17 protein-coding genes are annotated in these 18389 nt (G+C 60.3%); 12 read left to right on the forward strand and 5 right to left on the reverse strand.

The window, feature by feature from the left end:
* The first annotated feature begins 38 nt into the window (after positions 1-38).
* The 3 genes from ACR0LF_RS20695 to ACR0LF_RS20705 are packed head-to-tail and all read left to right on the forward strand — an operon-like array spanning position 39 to position 2619.
* The gene (locus ACR0LF_RS20695; RefSeq protein WP_480579018.1) at positions 39-1142 is read left to right on the forward strand and encodes a mandelate racemase/muconate lactonizing enzyme family protein; all 1104 of its coding nucleotides are present in this window, start codon (positions 39-41) and stop codon (positions 1140-1142) included.
* A 14-nt stretch (positions 1143-1156) separates the two neighbouring features.
* On the forward strand, positions 1157-1888 hold the full coding sequence (locus ACR0LF_RS20700) for an SDR family NAD(P)-dependent oxidoreductase (RefSeq protein ID WP_480579016.1): 732 nt from the start codon (positions 1157-1159) through the stop codon (positions 1886-1888).
* Positions 1885-2619 (forward strand): SDR family NAD(P)-dependent oxidoreductase, encoded by a 735-nt coding sequence (locus tag ACR0LF_RS20705; RefSeq protein ID WP_480579013.1) that lies wholly within the window; start codon positions 1885-1887, stop codon positions 2617-2619. The genes ACR0LF_RS20700 and ACR0LF_RS20705 overlap by 4 nt, the downstream gene beginning before the upstream one ends.
* A gap of 10 nt (positions 2620-2629) precedes the next feature.
* On the opposite strand, the gene ACR0LF_RS20710 is transcribed toward ACR0LF_RS20705, so the two are convergent.
* Genes ACR0LF_RS20710 through ACR0LF_RS20725 form a run of 4 tightly spaced genes read right to left on the reverse strand, consistent with a single transcriptional unit; the run spans position 2630 to position 7143 of the window.
* Positions 2630-3970, reverse strand: a complete 1341-nt coding sequence (locus tag ACR0LF_RS20710) for an NAD(P)/FAD-dependent oxidoreductase (RefSeq protein WP_480579010.1) — start codon at positions 3968-3970, stop codon at positions 2630-2632.
* Positions 3967-5490, reverse strand: coding sequence for an aldehyde dehydrogenase (locus ACR0LF_RS20715; protein WP_480579007.1), 1524 nt, complete (start codon positions 5488-5490; stop codon positions 3967-3969). The genes ACR0LF_RS20710 and ACR0LF_RS20715 overlap by 4 nt, the downstream gene beginning before the upstream one ends.
* 5 nt (positions 5491-5495) lie before the next feature.
* Positions 5496-6425 carry a dihydrodipicolinate synthase family protein gene (locus ACR0LF_RS20720; RefSeq protein ID WP_480579004.1) on the reverse strand — a complete coding sequence of 310 codons (930 nt, stop codon included), beginning with the start codon at positions 6423-6425 and terminating at the stop codon, positions 5496-5498.
* Positions 6426-6432: 7 nt separating this feature from the next.
* On the reverse strand, positions 6433-7143 hold the full coding sequence (locus tag ACR0LF_RS20725) for a GntR family transcriptional regulator (RefSeq protein WP_480579001.1): 711 nt from the start codon (positions 7141-7143) through the stop codon (positions 6433-6435).
* 165 nt (positions 7144-7308) lie between these two features.
* On the opposite strand from ACR0LF_RS20725, the gene ACR0LF_RS20730 reads away from it, so the two are divergent.
* A complete protein-coding gene (locus ACR0LF_RS20730) occupies positions 7309-8259 on the forward strand; it encodes a GlxA family transcriptional regulator (RefSeq protein WP_480578998.1) in 951 nt (316 codons plus the stop codon).
* A 365-nt stretch (positions 8260-8624) separates the two neighbouring features.
* On the opposite strand, the gene ACR0LF_RS20735 is transcribed toward ACR0LF_RS20730, so the two are convergent.
* Entirely contained in the window at positions 8625-9167 is a 543-nt protein-coding gene (locus ACR0LF_RS20735; protein WP_480578996.1) for a ZrgA family zinc uptake protein, read from the reverse strand.
* A 252-nt stretch (positions 9168-9419) separates the two neighbouring features.
* On the opposite strand from ACR0LF_RS20735, the gene ACR0LF_RS20740 reads away from it, so the two are divergent.
* The 8 genes from ACR0LF_RS20740 to ACR0LF_RS20775 all read left to right on the forward strand — a co-directional run bounded on the left by ACR0LF_RS20740 (position 9420) and on the right by ACR0LF_RS20775 (position 18340).
* Complete coding sequence (locus ACR0LF_RS20740; RefSeq protein WP_480578994.1) at positions 9420-10691, forward strand: imelysin family protein; 1272 nt, start codon at positions 9420-9422, stop codon at positions 10689-10691.
* Between the two features lie 84 nt (positions 10692-10775).
* A complete protein-coding gene (locus ACR0LF_RS20745) occupies positions 10776-11069 on the forward strand; it encodes a (2Fe-2S)-binding protein (protein ID WP_480578992.1) in 294 nt (97 codons plus the stop codon).
* The gene (gene bfr / locus ACR0LF_RS20750; protein ID WP_480578990.1) at positions 11017-11502 is read left to right on the forward strand and encodes a bacterioferritin; all 486 of its coding nucleotides are present in this window, start codon (positions 11017-11019) and stop codon (positions 11500-11502) included. The genes ACR0LF_RS20745 and bfr overlap by 53 nt, the downstream gene beginning before the upstream one ends.
* A complete protein-coding gene (locus ACR0LF_RS20755) occupies positions 11462-13009 on the forward strand; it encodes a di-heme oxidoreductase family protein (protein ID WP_480578988.1) in 1548 nt (515 codons plus the stop codon). Before bfr ends, ACR0LF_RS20755 begins: the two co-directional genes overlap by 41 nt.
* A 3-nt stretch (positions 13010-13012) precedes the next feature.
* On the forward strand, positions 13013-14023 hold the full coding sequence (locus ACR0LF_RS20760; RefSeq protein ID WP_480578986.1) for an imelysin family protein: 1011 nt from the start codon (positions 13013-13015) through the stop codon (positions 14021-14023).
* A 3-nt stretch (positions 14024-14026) separates the two neighbouring features.
* A complete protein-coding gene (locus ACR0LF_RS20765; RefSeq protein WP_480578983.1) occupies positions 14027-15112 on the forward strand; it encodes a DUF1513 domain-containing protein in 1086 nt (361 codons plus the stop codon).
* A 102-nt stretch (positions 15113-15214) separates the two neighbouring features.
* Positions 15215-17104 carry a biosynthetic arginine decarboxylase gene (gene speA / locus ACR0LF_RS20770; protein ID WP_480578981.1) on the forward strand — a complete coding sequence of 630 codons (1890 nt, stop codon included), beginning with the start codon at positions 15215-15217 and terminating at the stop codon, positions 17102-17104.
* A 24-nt stretch (positions 17105-17128) separates the two neighbouring features.
* A complete protein-coding gene (locus ACR0LF_RS20775; protein ID WP_480578978.1) occupies positions 17129-18340 on the forward strand; it encodes a saccharopine dehydrogenase family protein in 1212 nt (403 codons plus the stop codon).
* Positions 18341-18389: the final 49 nt, after the last annotated feature.

The following is an 18389-nucleotide window of genomic DNA, read 5'->3' on the forward strand; positions in this document are numbered from 1 at the left end:
GGTGGGCCCTTTTTTTCGTTCTGAACTGGTTTGACAAAATGAAGATCGCCGAACTGCACATCTACAGCCACGACCTGCCGGTCAAAAACGGGCCCTATACGATGGCCAATGCCGAGGTCTGGGCGCTTGATACCACGCTGGTCAAGGTCGTGGCGGATAACGGTCTGGTGGGTTGGGGTGAAACCTGCCCGGTCGGCCCGACCTATGCCGAGGCGCACGCCGCCGGGGCGCGCGCCGCGCTGGCTGAAATGGCCCCCGGGTTGATCGGGGTTGAGGCGCTGCCCCTGCCCCTTCACCGCCGGATGGACGGGCTGCTGAACGGGCATAATTATGCCAAGGCGGCCATCGACATCGCCGTGCATGACCTGCTGGGTAAGGATCTGGGTGTTCCGGTCTGCGATCTGCTGGGCGGCAAGATGACGGACAAGGTGCCGTCCTATTACGCCACGGGCGTCGGTGCACCCGACGACATCGCCCGGCTGGCGGCAGAGAAAATGGCCGAAGGCTACCCTCGTCTGCAGATCAAGGTCGGGGGCCGCCCGGTCGAGATCGACATCGAAACCATCCGCAAGGTCTGGGACGTGGTCAAAGGGTCGGGCATGCGCCTGGCCGTAGACGGCAACCGAGGCTGGACCACGCGCGATGCCCTGCGCGTCAGCCGCGAATGCCCCGAGATCCCGTTCGTCATGGAACAGCCCTGCAACACAATCGAGGATTTGCAGAAGATCCGGCCACAGATCACGCACGGCCTTTACATGGACGAAAGCAGCACCAGCCTGAACACCGTGATCTCGGCAGCGGGGACGGGTCTGGTCGATGGGTTCGGCATGAAAGTGACGCGGATCGGCGGCTTGCACCCGATGCGCGCCTTCCGCGATATGTGCGAGGCGCGCAACCTGCCGCATACCTGCGATGACAGCTGGGGCGGAGATATCATTGCCGCCGCATGTACTCATATTGGCGCAACCGTTCGGCCCGATCTGTTGGAAGGCGTCTGGATCGCCGCACCGTATATCGAGGGCAATTACGATCCCGAAAACGGCATTCAGATCAAAGGCGGGCATATCGCGCTGCCGACAAGGCCGGGGCTGGGCATTGTGCCCGATGAAAGCCAATTCGGCGCCCCTGTCGCGTCTTTCTAACTGTGGATGACCTCATGAACCTGAATGGAAAATCAGCCCTCGTCACTGGCGCAGCCGGTGGTATCGGGACGTCAATCGTTCAACGCTTGCGCGAAGCTGGTGCTCGCGTTGCCGTCGCCGACCGGTCGGTCGAGGGCATCGAAGCCGAAGCGCATCTGCCCGGTGATCTGCTGGACCCGGACTATGCCGATCATCTGCCCCGGGCTGCGGCCTCGGCGCTTGGCGGGCTCGACATCGTGATCAACAATGCCGGCGTCATCACACGCGGGTCGGTCACGGATACGTCGGATGCGGATTGGTCTTTGTCGCTGGGCGTCAATGTCGAAGCCCCCTTCCGCATCTGTCGCGCCGCGATTCCGATCATGGCTGAAACCGGCGGCGGAGCCATCGTCAACACCGCATCCTGTTGGGGGCTGCGCCCCGGTCCCAACCACGCGGTCTATTGCATGACCAAGGCGGCCATCGCATCCCTGACCCAGTGCATGGGCATGGACCACGCGCATCAGGGTATCCGCATCAACGCCGTTTGCCCGAATGAGGTGAATACGCCGATGCTGCGGTCAGGCTTTGAAAAGCGGGGCTTTGATCCCGATACGGCCGTGGCCGAGCTGGGCCAGACCGTGCCGCTGGGCCGGATTGCCGAGCCCGAGGATATCGCCGATGTGATCATGTTCCTTGTCTCGGACGCGTCGCGCTATGTTTGCGGCACGCTGGTTGAGGTTAACGGAGGGAAACCCGTTTCATGAAGCGGTTCGACGGAAAGGTAGCGCTGGTCACAGGCGGGCGCAGCGGGATCGGTCAGGCCATCGCCCGCCGGTTGCAGGACGAGGGCGCACAGGTCTTTACCGCGCAACGAGGTGAAGACAGCGTATTTTCGGGAATTACCGCAGATTTCACCGATCCCGACAGCCCGGCGCAGGTGGTCAGCGAAGTGATGGCGAAAGCCGGGCGACTGGACGTGCTGGTCAACAATGCAGGTATGATGCAGGAAGCCTCGATCGAGGAGATGAGCCTTGAGGATTGGCATCGCAATCTGACAGTCAACCTGACCGCCCCATTCCTGATGATCAAAGCCGCGCTGCCGCATCTGCGTCAGACCAAGGGCAGCATCGTCAACACCGGTTCCATCGAAGGTCTGGGCAGCAATCCGGGTCACGTTGCCTATTGCGCATCCAAAGCGGGGTTGCACGGGCTGACCCGCGCCGTTGCTGTGGATCACGGGGCCGAAGGTATCCGCTGCAATGCCGTTGCGCCGGGATGGATCGATACCGAACTGAACGAGGATTTCATCGAGTCCATGCCCGACCCCGCTGCATTCCGGCGCGACATTGCCAAAATTCACCCTGCCGCGCGGACGGGGCGGCCCGAAGAGGTTGCGGCCCTCGTGGCGTTTCTGGCGTCAGAGGATGCGGGCTTTATCACCGGGCAGGTCTATACGGTGGATGGTGGGCGCATGGCCAAGCTGAGCTTGCCCTGACGCCCACGCGTTATTCCTTGCCGGACCGCCATTCTTTCCAGATCAGATAGCTGTTCGCCCCAAGCGAGGCGAATGGCTCGGGCGGCAGGCGCGGAAGGTCCGGCTGCGCCAGAAAGTGATCCGCGATCTCTGATCCGCCTTGCATCAGAAGTTCCGCGATGCCCATGCCTTGCAAGGTGCCCCGGGCGATGCCTAGGCCATTCTGACAGCAGGCCGAAAACACACCGTCCTCAAGCTGGCCAAAGGCCGCAGACCCATTGCGGCTGAGGCAGAGCATTCCGGCCCATCTGTGCTCCATCTTCACGTCCGGCAGATGCGGGAAACGTTCCCGGAACTTGCGGTCATGCACCCAGCCTGCATTGCGCAGCCGCATCGGGCTGGTCTCAATCGTCGGATGAAAGCTGGACCCGGTGCGGATCAGGATACGATCGCCGTAGCTGCCGGAAATGCGCCGCACCGATGTGCCCATCGGGTTTGCCGGTGTCACCGACCAGCGCGATTGCCCGCCCAGCGTCTTGATTTGCGCTTCGGTCAGCGGCGCCGAGAGCGAGGCGTAGAGGCAGATATGCATCAATTGCCGTTGGTAGAACCCAAAGCTTTCAAGATGGCCGTTATTGGCCAGAACGATCCGCCCGGTGCTGACTTTGGCCTTGGCGGTGTTGACTGCCCAGCCTGTGCCCTGCTTTTCAAAGCTGGTAACAGGTGAGTTTTCGAATACGTTGATTTGGCCAGCCAGTTGACCCGACAGCGCCCGTACATAGGCTGCGGGCTGCACCATCACCGTCCCCGGTGCATAAAGGCCGGATGTGTAATGCGGGCTGCCCGTGATCTCTTGCATCTGCTGCTGGTCATAGAGCGTATGCGGCTCGCCCAGTTTGATCAGATGTGCGGCAAATTCGCGATTATGCGCGTCCCCCGCCTTGGTGGCAGCGGCATTGTACTTGCCGCATGGGTCGAACATTTCCTGCGGCAGGTCGCATTCATCGGCCACCTCGGTCGCAAAGGCGATGGCCTTGCGGTTCAGGGCGATGGCGGCGCGATCCGCTTCCAACCCCTCGCCCGCGTAATTGTCCGAGGCCAGATCATGCGGCAGGTCGATCATAAACCCCGAGTTCCGCCCCGCCGAGCCATCGGCAAATCGGCCCGCTTCCAGCAGTACAACCTTTAGTGACGGGTCAAGTTGATGCAGCCGCCGCGCCGTGCTGAGCCCGGCAAACCCGCCGCCGACAATGGTGATGTCGGCGGTCAGGTCCTGTTTGAGCACCGGCAGAGGCGTTTGGGGTGGCAGGATGGCATTCCATCCCGCCGGGCCCGTCTGCCGGGGCAGTCTTTTGGCGTCGAACCGTGTCAATCGACGGCCTCATCCGCGTCATCAGCCAGATCGATCCAGATGGTTTTCAGCTGGGTGTACTGATCATGGGCGTGGACCGAGTTGTCGCGCCCGCCAAAGCCCGACTGCTTGTAACCGCCGAAAGGCGTGGAGATGTCGCCTTCGCCAAAGCTGTTGACCGTTACGGTGCCCGCCCGGATCGCCCGCGCACCGCGGATGGCACGTTTGGCGTTGGCAGTGAAGATCGAGGCGCAGAGGCCATATTCGGTGTCATTGGCGATCTTGATGGCTTCGTCAAAGCCCGACACTTCGATCACCGACAGGACCGGGCCGAAGATTTCCTCGCGCGCCAAGGTCGAGTCGTTGCCGGGGACCTCGACCACCGTGGCCTCGACGAAGCCCCCGGCGGCCACGCCGCCAGATTCAACAGTTTCGGCCTTGCCGCCGATCACCACGTTCTCGGCCTGATCCAGATAGCCACAGACCTTGGTATAGTGCCCTTCGCTGACCAGCGCGCCCATGCGGGTTTCCGGGTCCAGCGGGTCGCCGATGTTCCACTGCTTCGCGTGATGCGCGATGCGTTCCAGCAGTTCAGCCTTAACGTCCTTATGCACGATCAGGCGGGACGAGGCCGAGCAGTTCTCGCCCATGTTCCAGAACGCGCCGTTGACCACATGCGCGGCCACGCGGTCGAGGTTCTCGGCATCATCCATCACGATGGCCGGGTTCTTGCCGCCCATCTCAAGCACCACCTCTTTGGCGTTGCTTTCGGCGGAATAGGTCAGGAACCGTTTGCCGGTGACGGTCGAGCCCGTGAAGGACACCATGTCGATATCCATATGCCGCCCGATGGGTTCGCCCACATTTGCGCCGCCGCCCGGGACGATGTTCAGCACACCGCGCGGCAGACCGGCCTCCATCGCCAGCTCGGCCAGACGCAGAGCGGTCAGCGTGGTTTCAGCCGCTGGTTTCACAACCACCGAACAGCCCGCCGCCAGAGCCGGACCGATCTTCCAGGCCAGCATCAGCAGCGGAAAGTTCCACGGCAGCACCAGACCGACAACACCAATAGGTTCGCGCACCACCATGGCGATGTGGTCGTCGCTGGCGGGCGCGACCTGATCATAGATCTTGTCAATCGCCTCGGCGTGCCATTTCAGGCAGTGGATCGTTTCGGGCACGTCCACGGTTTCGCAGTCGAAGATGGTCTTGCCGCTGTCGATGCTTTCCATCACCGCCAGTTCGCGGGCGTTGCGGGTCATCAGCTTGCAGAGCCGGATCAGCACATCCTTGCGCTCGGACGGGTGCAGTTTCGACCAGCGGCCATCGTCAAATGCCTCGCGCGCCTTTTCGACGGCGAAGTCCACATCTGCCGCGCCGCAGGATGCGATATCAGCCAGTTTGTCGCCGGTCGCGGGGTTTACCGTCTCAAACGTCTCGCCAGAGATCGCCGGGCGGTAAGCGCCGTCAATGAAGGCTCCGGTCGGCAGGGTCAGGCCTGCGGCGATGGATTTGTATTCGTCCTGTGTCAGCAGATCCATGTCTCTTACCCCCCAACCTTATTCTCAGCCACGATGTCGGCGATTGTCTTTTTCAGCACGCGCGTTACCTGTTCCAACGCGCGCTTGTCGTCCTTGTTCAAGCCCTTCAGCGGAGGCCGCATGGCGCCCGCGTCGATCCCGTTCATGGTCACGCCATGCTTGATGGTCTGGATGAATTTGCCACCCTGTTCCAGCACCCGCATCAGCGGCATCATCGCGGACATGATCCGGCGGCCCTTAGCGAAATTCCCTTCGATCACGCAGGCCTGATACAGCGCAACGTGTTCCGCAGGCAGAAAGTTCGACCCGCCGCAGACCCAGAATGGTGCGCCCCAGGCAAAGAACTCCAGCGCCTGATCGTCCATGCCGCAGCCAAGCTGGATATGCGGATAGTCGCGGGCCAGCAGGTGTACCCGGTTGATATCCCCCGAACTTTCCTTGATGCCGCAGAAGTTGCGGCTGCGGCCGACGCGGTCGAGGAATTCCTCGCCCATCATCGTGCCGGTGCGGTGCGGGTAGTTGTACAGCATCACCGGCAGGTCGGCGGCCTTGTCGATGGCCAGTGCGTTCAGCGCGTTTTCCCGGTCGGTCGGCACCGAATAGGGCGGACTGGCGAGCAGGATCGCATCCGCGCCGATGTCGCGCGCGCCAGATGCCAAGGCAATCGAGTCCGGGGTCAGCATCGCGCCGGTCCCCACGACCAAAGGCAACCGCCCCTTCAATTGCTCATGTGTGAATTTGGCAAGTTCCAGCCGTTCCTCGACGGTCTGGGCATAGTTCTCGCCGGTCGAGCCCCCCGAGATCAGGCCATGTACACCATTCTCGATCAGGTATTCGATCACGTCGGACAAGGCGTCCCAATTCACGCTGCCATCGTCGTGATAGGGCGTGACCACAGGGGTATATATCCCCTCAAACTTGAAAATCGGGTTCATTCCGTCCTCATGCAGGTTTCGAAAGGGGCGGGATGCCCATCGGGACATCCAGCGCGTCAGGCATCACGAACAGCTCGATCTGATCGCGTGACAGGTTCCAGTGGTCTTCGGCCAGCTGCGCAGCAGCCGCCTCGTCGCGCGCCTCGATGGCGGCGATGATGGCGTCGTGCTGGCGGCTTGCTTCGGACAGGTTCTCGGACATTTCAGCCGTCTGTGGCCTGTAAAAGGTCATGCCGATGCGGGCATGATCGATCAGCAACCGATTGAACGAGGGCAGCAGGTAGACATTGCCCGACATCTCGCCGGTTACGTCGTGAAAGCGGTTGTTGGCCAGCGCGCGATCTTCGCCAGAGCCCGAGCGCAACGCGGCCTTGAACGCCTGCTGAGCCTGTTTCAGGTCGTCGATCTGCGCTTTGGTCGCGTTTACAGCCGCCAAACGCAGGATCGCGCCGTAAACCATCGGCGCGGCAAGGAAGAAGTCGCGCAGGGTTGTATAGGACATCTCGGATACGCGGGCGCTGCGGTTGGTGCGCAGGTCCAGATAGCCTTCACCGGCCAGTTGCCGGAACACTTCGCGCAGTGGGGTGCGCGACAGGCCGAACTCATCGGACAGATGCGCCTCGTCCAGATCCGCGCCCGGTCGCAGGTGCAGCGTCAGGATCGACACTTTCAGATGCTCTCTGAGTGCTGATTTGCGTGACTTGGCTTCGTCTTTCATCCCTTGGCCTCATTACCCTTGGCTGCCGCGCTCGAATCGCGTGCGGTCACGGATGTGTATTCTAAGAAAATACAACTTGTATACAAAAAATTTTCGTGCAGCATAGGCGCCTGCAAAATAGACTCACCTTTGGGGCGTTGCCCCAGCTTGGAAACGGTACCCTTCATGCCCCAGACGCGGCACATCGCATTTGTCCTGATCGAGGAGTTCTCGCACCTCGCGTTTTCCTGCGCGGTCGAACCGTTGCGGATTGCCAACCTTGTGAGCGGCGAAGAGCTGTATACCTGGTCCTTCGTGTCTGAACATGGAGAGCAGGCCGTGTGTTCCAACGGGTCGGTCACGCTTGTCGATTCCGGTTTGGACGGTCTGACCAAAAGCGATCAGTTGTTTGTCCTGTCGGGCATTCACATGCGCAATCACGTCACCCGCCCGCTGCTGGCCACCCTGCGGCGCGAACGCGCCCGCGGTACACCGATCGGGGCCCTGTGTTCAGGGGCGTGGGTACTGGCCGAGGCTGGGTTTCTCGACGGGATGCAGGCGGCGATCCACTGGGAATATCACGACGCGTTCATGGAGGCGTTTCCCGAGGTCAACCTGGTGCGCAGCGTGTTCGTGGCCGACGAAAAGCACATCACCGCGTCCGGCGGAACCGCTACGGCGGACCTGATGCTGCACCTGATCGAACGCGATCACGGTGAGGAACTGGCGATCGATGTGGCGGATCAGATGGTCTACAACGCCGTGCGCAATGCCACGGCCAAGCAGCGGGTTTCCCTGCAATCGCGCAACGGAATGCGCAACGCGCATCTCGCCAAGGCGATCACCATCATGCAGGACGCAATCGAAACCCCGGTGTCCCCGTCTTTCATCGCGGACGAGCTTGGCATTTCGACACGACAGCTTGAGCGGTTGTTCGGCAAATATCTGAACACGTCGCCCAAAAAGTACTTCATGGAAATGCGGCTGGAGCGGGCTCAGAAACTGCTGTTGCAGACCGAAGCCTCGGTCACCGAAATCGCCGTGGCCTGCGGTTTTGAAAACCCCGGCCATTTCTCTCGCGTGTATCGATCAAGCTTTGGCGTCACCCCGCACGCGCAGCGCAACAAGATCGACTGACATCTTTTTGATGGTGCGCCCGCCGCATCCGATACGGCAGGGGATGCCACGCTTTGGCGCCTGATAGCGGCCTGAACGGGCATCCCCCCTAACCCTGCCGAGATACCCCCTCATTAAAACTGGACTAGTCAACAGATCGGCAGGATGATGTAGCAATAGATTTCGATATTGGCATAAGTTTTACGAGAACTTGTCACACATGAGTTTTTTGTGCCCTGATTTGTTAATCTTTGCCTCAATTCCAGACCACGATGTTGGTAAAGACCGGCCTTGGCACAGCCTGATCCACTGGACGTGCGTGCGCCAAAATCCCATTGAGATTCTGACCCTTAGCTTGGATCCCAATCGGTAGCGTAAGGCCGTTGTTACCGGGATTGCGCCAGATCCAGTCTGGGCATGTCACGGGTGATTTCATGGGTGCTGATCGCTTGGTCCGCGCCAATGCGGATATTCAGTTTCTTTGTGCCACTGAAGCGCTGAAAATAGGTGAATTCGATCGTGTTCAGCGCGCCTATATCCTGGCATTGGATAATGTAGTCCGCCTGAAATTCAGAATGCTCTTTCGAAACGGACGTTCCCTCGCCTTGCTGCTCGGAAATCTCATGCGTCAGGATCACGTTTGCAGATGTGGTAATGCACCCGGCCTCGGTCGGGACAACAAACAGGTTCAGCGGTTCGGATAGTTCGGAGATCGCGATCGCAACACGCGTGCGTTCATCGTCATTTACCACCGGGGTTTCGAACCCGATGATGTCCACGCTTGGAATCCTCAGCGACAGCGAAAACTCCGCCTCCGCGAACACGATATCCAACTGGCCGGTACCATGTTGATGAGGAGGCGCGATTTGCGTCGCCTGGGCTGCGAGTGCCGCAGGAAAAAAGGACAAGGCCAGAATAGCACACTTCATTAACCAACAACCGTCTTAAAAAGAATCACAACAGCGATTTTAGCGCGAATCACCTGTCGCGCAATCTTAACCACCGCCTCGAGGCCCCGCCGGATATGGGGAGGCGTGCGAAACCTTATACACTTTTTACAAATTTCTGACAATAAAACTCAGGTTGACATTGGTGACTAATTCACTCAGTTATTTTCTTATAAGACCCGCGGACCGGTGCCGCGTGTTCTGACAGTTCTGACAAGAAAGTACCGAGCTCTTATGACCAAGTTTTTGACCGCCGCCAGCGCCCTGACGCTTTGCGTTGCGACCGCCGCAGGTGCAGCTGACGCGCCTGCCAAAGCAGATGTGCTGAACACCTATGCCAATATTGCCGAAGCCAAGTTTGATGACAGCCTGATTGCAGCGAAGACCTTGCAGGAAGCGGTCAATGCCCTGATCGCCGATCCCTCGGACGCCACGCTGAACGCAGCGCGCGCGGCTTGGGTTGCTGCACGTGTCCCCTATCAGCAGACCGAGGTCTATCGTTTCGGCAATGCAATCGTCGATGAGTGGGAAGGCAAAGTGAACGCCTGGCCGTTGGACGAGGGTCTGATCGACTATGTGGACGCGGCCTATGGCGGTGCGACGGATGAGAACGAATTTGCCGTTCTGAACGTCATCGCCAACCCCAGCTTTGATCTGTCGGGCGAGACCATCGACGCCAGCGAAATCACCCCCGAACTGCTGAGCGAAACGCTGCACGAGGCCGATGGTATCGAGGCCAACGTGGCGACCGGCTATCACGCCATCGAATTCCTGCTGTGGGGCCAGGACATGAACGGCCACAGCGCAGGCGCGGGCAACCGTCCGGCCACAGATTATGTACAGGGTGAGGCGTGTACGGGCGGCAATTGTGACCGTCGCGCCCAATACCTGAGTGCTGCGACCGATCTGCTGGTCAGCGATCTGGCCTGGATGTCGGACCAGTGGAAAGACGGCGGCGCAGCCCGCGCGGCCCTGATGGAGAACGAAGCCGCAGGCGTCAGCGCGATCCTGACCGGCATGGGTTCGCTGTCTTATGGCGAGCAGGCCGGTGAGCGGATGCGTCTGGGTCTGATGCTGAATGACCCCGAGGAAGAGCATGACTGCTTCTCGGACAACACTCATAACAGCCATTACTATGACGGTCTGGGCATCCAGAACGTCTATCTGGGCAGCTATACCCGCATCGACGGCACACCGGTTTCGGGCGCATCGCTGGCCGATCTGGTCATCGCGACCGACCCGGCGCTGGATACCGAGATGAAGGCGAAACTGGCCGCAACGATGCAAGCACTGGGCAGGATCAAATCGACCGCCGAGGCGGGCTTTGCCTATGACCAGATGCTGGAGCGCGGCAACGAAGGCGGCGAGGCCCTGATCATGGGCGGTGTCAACGGTCTGGTCGATCAGACCAAGACCATCGAACGCATCGTGACCGCGCTGGAACTGGACGGGATCGAGTTCGAAGGATCCGACAGCCTGGATAACCCCGACGCCGTCTTCCACTGATTTCCGACCGGGCCGGGGGTGTGTTTCCCCGGCCCGGTCATCCTCACCTGACCGCCCAAAGGGGCACAATACCGAGCCAACAAAATGATTGTCTGCCACTGCACCAACATTTCCGATCACGAAATTCGCGCGACCATCGACTGGATGCGCACGGCGGACCCGCAGACCATCATCACCCCCGGCAAAATCTACCATGCCCTTGGAAAGTCAGCAGATTGTGGCGGTTGTATGCCTCTTTTTCTGGACACGATGAGATCAAACGATAATCTGGAAGTCCCGATGCAGCTCCGCGCACTGCGTGCCGGAGTAACACAGGAGAATGCAGATGAAGGGCGACCCAAAGGTCATCGAGTATCTAAACAAGTCACTGCGGCATGAGCTGACTGCCGTCAGCCAGTATTGGCTGCATTACCGGCTGCAGGAAGACTGGGGCCTTGGCCATATGGCCAAAAAAAGCCGCGAAGAATCCATTGAGGAAATGGAACATGCGGACAAGTTGATTGAGCGAATTATCTTTTTGGAGGGTCACCCGAATCTTCAGAAACTGGACCCGCTGCGGATCGGTCAGACGCCCAAGGAAACACTGGAATGTGACCTGGCGGCCGAGATCGACGCAAGGGCACTCTACAAGGAAGCGCGCGAGTATTGTCGGGAGGCCGGCGACTATGTCTCTATGTCGCTTTTCGAGAAGTTGATGTCCGATGAAGAGAGCCATATCGACTTTCTTGAAACGCAGCTCGACCTGTATGAAAGGATTGGCGAAGCCAACTATGCGCAACTCAACGCATCGAAAATGGACGAAGGCGAGTAGCCCTGTTGCCCTTTTGGTGGTCGCGCTGGCGGCCGCCCCTTCCCTGTCAGCCGAGCTGCGGGATCTGCATCTTCATACCACCCCACGCACAGATGATGAACGCGCCCGCATTGCGGCTGTGACTGCGCTGCCGCAGGATTTCAGCGTGCCGCAGCCGTTCGAGGGCCTCTCGGCCGGGGCGGCGACAGTCCGGGTGCGCAACGACGCCGATGCATTTTCGCAACCTTCGGGCAATCTGAGCTTTGAACAGGAGCTGGATTTCAAGGTCGGCAACGGGCTGTTCAAGAAAATCTGGGTCTCGTCCCCGTCGTCCACGCTGGCCTCTGACGGGCTTGGGCCGCTTTACAATGCGCGATCCTGCCAGCGCTGTCATATCAAGGATGGGCGCGGGCACAGTCCGAACGGGCCCGATGACAACGCGATTTCCATGTTCTTACGGGTCTCGATCCCCGGCACCCCGGAAGACGGCCATGCCGAGATCGAAGAGTATATCGCCACCCTGCCCGAACCCAACTATGGCGGTCAGATGCAGGATTTTGCGCTGGCGGGGTATCCGGCAGAATACCGGCTGGAGATCTCTTATGAAGAAGTCCCCGTCGCGCTGTCTGACGGCGAGACCGCGTCACTGCGGCGCCCGACCTACAGGGCCGCTGATCTGGGCTATGGCCCGCTGCACCCGGACGCGATGCTGAGCCCGAGGGTCGCGCCTCAGATGATCGGACTTGGCCTGCTGGAAGCGATCCCGGTCGAGGATCTGCTGGCCCGGGCCGACCCGGATGACGCGGACGGGGATGGCATCTCGGGCCGTCCGAATATCGTCTGGTCTTTGGAATATGGCGCGCCGATGATGGGCCGTTTCGGGCATAAGGCAGGGATGCCGACGATCATGGAACAATCCGCAGCGGCCTTTGCCGGGGATATCGGAATCTCAAGCCCGCTTTATCCGGCGCCGCAGGGGGATTGCACGGATTTGCAGGTGAACTGCGTTGCGGCTCCGCATGGTGACAACGATCTGCGCGGGTTCGAGATCGATCAACAGGGCATGGATCTGGTGGATTTCTACAGCCGCAATCTGGGTGTGCCCGGTCGCCGTGACGTGGACGACCCCGAGGTGCTGCGCGGGAAAGAAGTGTTTCACACGACCGGCTGCGCCTCTTGTCATACGCCAGCCCACGTCACCCACCGCATGGAAGATCGGCCCGAGCACAGTTTTCAGCTGATCTGGCCCTACACTGACCTGCTGTTGCACGACATGGGCGAAGATCTCGCGGATCGTCGCCCCGAAGCCCGCGCAACGGGGTACGAATGGCGCACGCCGCCTTTGTGGGGCGTTGGCCTGACCGAACGCGTCTCGGGTCACACTCAGTTTCTGCATGACGGGCGCGCACGCAATCTGCTTGAGGCTATCCTTTGGCATGGCGGGGAAGCGCGGGCAGCCCGCGAGACCGTCGTGTCGATGCCCAAATCGGACCGCGACGCCCTGATCCGTTTTCTGGAGAGCCTTTGATCCATGCGTTACCTGCCCTTTATCGTCACACTGATGATGCCGTTTGCCGCGCAGGCTCAGGATCGCGCACCGATCCTGATGGATGTGGCCGAGACGCATATTCTGCCCCGGTTCGCGAAGCTGCCGGAAACGACCGGAGCGCTGGTCAGCGCAGCGCTGGTGGATTGCGCACCGACCTCGCCCGCGCTGCGTGCGGCTTATGATGCGGCTTTTGACGACTGGATTTCCGCCAGCCATCTGCGGTTTGGTCCGACCGAGGTCGATGACCGCGCTTTTGCCATGGCCTTCTGGCCCGACACAAAAGGGTTCACGTCCAAGGCCCTGTCCCGGCATATCGCGGTTGAGGATGACGCCGTGCACAGCCCGGAAGCTTATGCCGAAACATCCATCGCGGGGCGGGGGTTCTTTGCGCTGGAACGGATGCTGTTCGACCCCGCTTTTGCAGAACCGGGCAATGCCGAGTATCGCTGCGCGCTGATTCAGGCGATTACGGCCGATATCGATGCCAACGCACAGGCGATGGCCGAAGACTGGCAGAGCTATGCCCCAAGCCTGACCCGGCCCGGTGAGGGCAGCCGTTACCGGACACAGGACGAGGCGATGCAGGAGCTGTTCAAAGCCCTGTCCACGGGTCTTGAGTTCACCGCCGATACCCGGTTGGGCCGCCCGCTGGGCACGTTTGACCGGCCCCACCCGAACCGGGCCGAAGCGCGGCGGTCCGAGCGATCCTTGCACCATGTTGAATTATCGCTGATCGCGCTGCGGGATCTGGCGGCGCGGTTGGCCTTCGATCACCCCGAGATTGCCGCCGATCTGGACGCTGCCTTTGTCCGCGCCATCGACAATGCTCAGTCCATCGACGATCCGACACTGGCCGGAGTTGCCGAGCCGCAGGCCCGGTTCCGTATCGAGGCTTTGCAGCAGTCGATCCACGACATCCGCGCGATTGCGTCAACCGAGCTTGGCCCTACCCTGGGCATCAGCGCGGGCTTCAATTCGCTGGACGGGGATTGATCGGTGACAACGCGCCGCCATTTCCTTGCGGGCCTTGCCGCGGCCACGCTGTCCCCCATACGGGGCTGGGCCTCGGTCGGCGCGCCTGATTTTCTGGCAGCGGGGCTGTTTCCGGACGGGTCCTATCGGCTGGCCGGGCTGGACGCGCAGGGTACGCCTTTGTTTTCAGTGCCCTTGCCTGCGCGCGGGCATGCGGCGGCGGCGCATCCGCACAAGGCGCAGGCCGTTGCTTTTGCCCGCCGTCCGGGTACCTTTGCGATCGTGATCGATTGCGCGACGGGCGATCAAATCGCGCAGCTTACGACCCCGAAGGGCCGCCATTTCTATGGCCATGGGACATTCTCGGCGGATGGCAGTTTCTTCTATGCTACTGAAAATGACTACGAAGCCGGAGAAGGCATTGTCAGTATCTGGGACGCCGAGAGCTTTGCGCGGCTGGGTGAAGTCTCCTCCGGTGGGGTAGGTCCGCATGATATGCGTCTGATGCCGGACGAGGCGACGCTTGTGATCGCCAATGGCGGAATCGAAACGCATCCCGAGACCGGCCGCACGAAACTGAACCTGCCGACAATGGCGCCCAACCTGACGTATCTGAGCCTGTCCGGCGCGGTTCGCGAACAGGTGTCGCTGTCGCCTGAGCTGCGCAAGAACTCGATCCGTCATTTGGCGGTGCGGCAGGATGGGCTGGTTGGTTTCGCGATGCAGTGGCAGGGCAGTAAGGCCGAACATCCGCCACTGCTGGGCCTGCACCGTATGGGAGAGGCGCCGCGCCTGCTGTCCGCCCGCGACAAAGAGCAGAGCAGATTGCAGGGGTATGCCGGCAGTATCGCGTTTTCAGCGGATGGTCAGACCATTGCCATCACCTGCCCGCGTGGCAATGCGCTGCACCAGTTCGATGTGACCAACGGCGCGTTTATGGATGCCTTTGGGCTAGAGGATGTCTGTGGGCTCGGTCCCGGTCCAGACGGGCTGGTCTTTACCACCGGAACCGGCATGTTCGGCGCGTTGGCGGGCCCTGTCCCCGAGATCCGAGCACATTCGGAGAATCAATGGGACAATCACCTGATCCCAATCCGTTCTTTTGCATAATGTTCGGCAACCTCTGTTGCATAGTTTACACTTGGACGAATCAAACTGCTGCCGTATTGGCGGGCGCAAAACTGGCACCCTGACTTACAAGGATTGACTTGATTGAAACAGACGCCCGGCGCACCGCATTTCATCTACGGGGTTGAGAAATGGGGCAAAGGCCTCATCGAGGTGACAGAGCAGGGCGAGATCGGTCTGCGCAATCCGATGGCACCCGAAGCGGCGGCGATCAGCCTGCCCGGTATCCTCAGCGATTTGGATGACAGGGGCATCAAGGCCCCGATGGTGCTGCGGGTCAGTTCCTATCTGGAACATGAGATCGCGCATCTGAACGAGAGCTTTCGCGACGCCATCGCCCGCGTGGGATACAAGGGCAGCTATCGCGGTGTCTTCCCGATCAAGGTGAACCAACAGGCGCAGGTCGTCGACCGGATCGTCGAGTTCGGCAAACAATACAACTATGGGCTTGAGGCTGGGTCAAAGCCGGAACTGGTGATCGCACTGGCCCATCGTCTGGCGCGCGAGGCGCTGATCGTCTGCAATGGCGTCAAGGATGCCGAATTCATCCAGCTGGCCATCCTGTCCCGCACGATCGGCTTCAACACGGTTATCGTTCTGGAAAGCCCGAAAGAGGCCGACACAGTTATCGAGGTCTATAACGAACTGGGTATCGAACCCCTGATCGGTGTAAGGGTCAAACTGACCAACCAGATCAGCGGCAAGTGGGAGGAAAGCTCGGGCGACCGATCCGCCTTTGGCATGAACACCGATCAGTTGGTGGCCACAGTGGACAAACTGAAAGACGCGGGCCTGCTGCATTGCCTGAAACTCCAGCACTCGCACCTGGGCAGCCAAGTGCAGGACGTCAACGATGTGCGCCGCGCTGTCGGAGAAGCCTGTCGCTATTACACCGAACTCTCCCGCGAAGGTGTGCCGCTGACCCATCTGGACCTCGGCGGTGGCATGGGCGTGGATTACACGGGCGAAAAGAAGGCCGCTGAAAATTCGATCAACTACTCGGTCGAGGAATATTGCGCCAATGTCGTGGAGACTGTGGCCTATGCGATGGATGAAGCCGAGATTGGTCATCCCACGCTGGTGACCGAAAGTGGTCGGGCCGTGGTAGCGACTTCTTCAATGTTGCTGTTCAACGTGCTGGAAAGCACCTTGTATGACGCCCCCGATGGCCCGGAGGTCGAAGCAGACGATCACCATATGGTATTGGATCTCGCTGCGGTACATGGCTATCTCAGTAAAGATCGCCTGCAAGAATGCTGGAACGACGCCACTTTTTATCGCAACGAGTTGCGTGCCTTGTTCCGACGCGGCTATGTCGACCTGCGCCAGATGGCCCGTGGTGAACGCATTTATCTTTCCCTGATGGCTCGTCTCAAAGCGCTGGCCGCGAGTGACGATCTGGACACGGATGTGGACGATCAGCTTGAGAAAGTGGCCGACATCTACCACTGCAATTTCTCGCTGTTCCAGTCCTTGCCCGACGTCTGGGCCATCGATCAGCTGCACCCGATCGTGCCGCTGCAAGGGCTGAACCAAACCCCGGACCGCCGTGCGGTGCTGTCCGACATCACCTGCGACAGCGACGGCAAGATCGACCGTTTTATTCTGGCAGACGGCGTCTCGCCCAGCCTGCCGGTACATTCCCTGCCCGAAGATGAAGAATACTACATGGGCGTCTTCTTTGTAGGGGCCTATCAGGAAACGCTGGGCGATCTACACAACCTCTTTGGCGACACCAATGTCGTCACCATTGACCTGCGCGCCGACGGCGGCTTTGACCTGTTGCACGAGCAGGAAGGTGACACGATCAGCCAAGTCCTGTCCTACGTCGAATTCGACCCCCAGGATTGCGTCGCGGCCTTCCGCAAAATGGTGGACGAGGCGATCTCAACCGGTACTCTGAAAGCCAAGGACCGTAAAACCCTGATGAGCGCCTATCGCGACTCGATCAATGGCTACACCTATTACGAATAACCCCCTGTGAGAGGAGAACACCCCATGGGAAAAACACTGGTTGTCGGCGCAGGCGGCGTATCGCACGCGGCTGTGCACAAGATGGCGATGAATTCGGATATCTTCACCGAAATCACTCTGGCCAGCCGCACGAAATCGAAATGCGACGCCATCGCCAAATCGGTGAAAGAGCGTGTGGGCGTTGATATCGCCACCGCCGAGCTGGACGCCTACAAGGTCGAAGACACGGTCAAGCTGATCAAGGAAACCGGCGCGGAAATCCTCGTGAACCTCGCCCTGCCCTATCAGGATCTGGTTCTGATGGACGCCTGCCTTGAGGCGGGCATCCACTATCTCGACACCGCGAACTATGAGCCCGAGGACGAGGCCAAGTTCGAATACCATTGGCAATGGGCCTATCAGGAACGCTTCAAAGAGGCCGGCTTGACCGCCATCCTCGGCTCGGGCTTTGATCCGGGTGTGACCAGCGTCTTCGCGAAATGGCTGAAGAAACACAAGCTGGACACGATCCGCCAGATCGACGTTCTGGACGCCAATGGCGGCAGCAACGATCAGGAATTCGCCACCAACTTCAACCCCGAGATCAACCTGCGCGAAGTGCTGGCCGAAGTCCGTCACTGGGAAGGTGGCGAGTGGAAACACTCCCCCGCCATGACCCACAAGGTCGAGTTCGACTTCCCCGCCATCGGCCCCAAGAACATGTACCTGATGTATCACGAGGAACTGGAATCGCTCTCGACCCACTTCCCCGAAATCGAACGCGCCCGGTTCTGGATGACCTTCGGCGACGCCTATATCACCCACGCCAAAGTGCTGGAAAATGTCGGCATGACCCGCATCGACCCGGTGATGCATGACGGCAAGGAAATCATCCCGATCCAGTTCCTGAAAACCCTGCTGCCCGATCCCGGTGATCTGGGCGCGGAAACCAAGGGCAAGGCCTGCATCGGCGACATCGCCACAGGTCAGGCCAAGGACGGCTCGGGCGAGAAGACCTATTACATCTACAACATCTGCGACCACGAAGAATGCTACGCTGAAGTCGGATCACAAGCCGTCAGCTATACCACCGGTGTCCCGGCCATGATCGGCGCGGCGCAGGTGCTGAAAGGCAACTGGACCGAGCCTGGCGTCTGGAACATGGAACAGCTGGATCCGGATGACTTCATGGACATGCTGAACGAACACGGCCTTCCATGGCAGGTCCACGAACTCGACGGGCCGGTCGAATTCTGATCTCCAGAACTTCTCCTGTTCAAAAATACCTCGAGGGTCCGGGGGCAGC

The organism is Ruegeria sp. E8 (genome assembly GCF_056533985.1).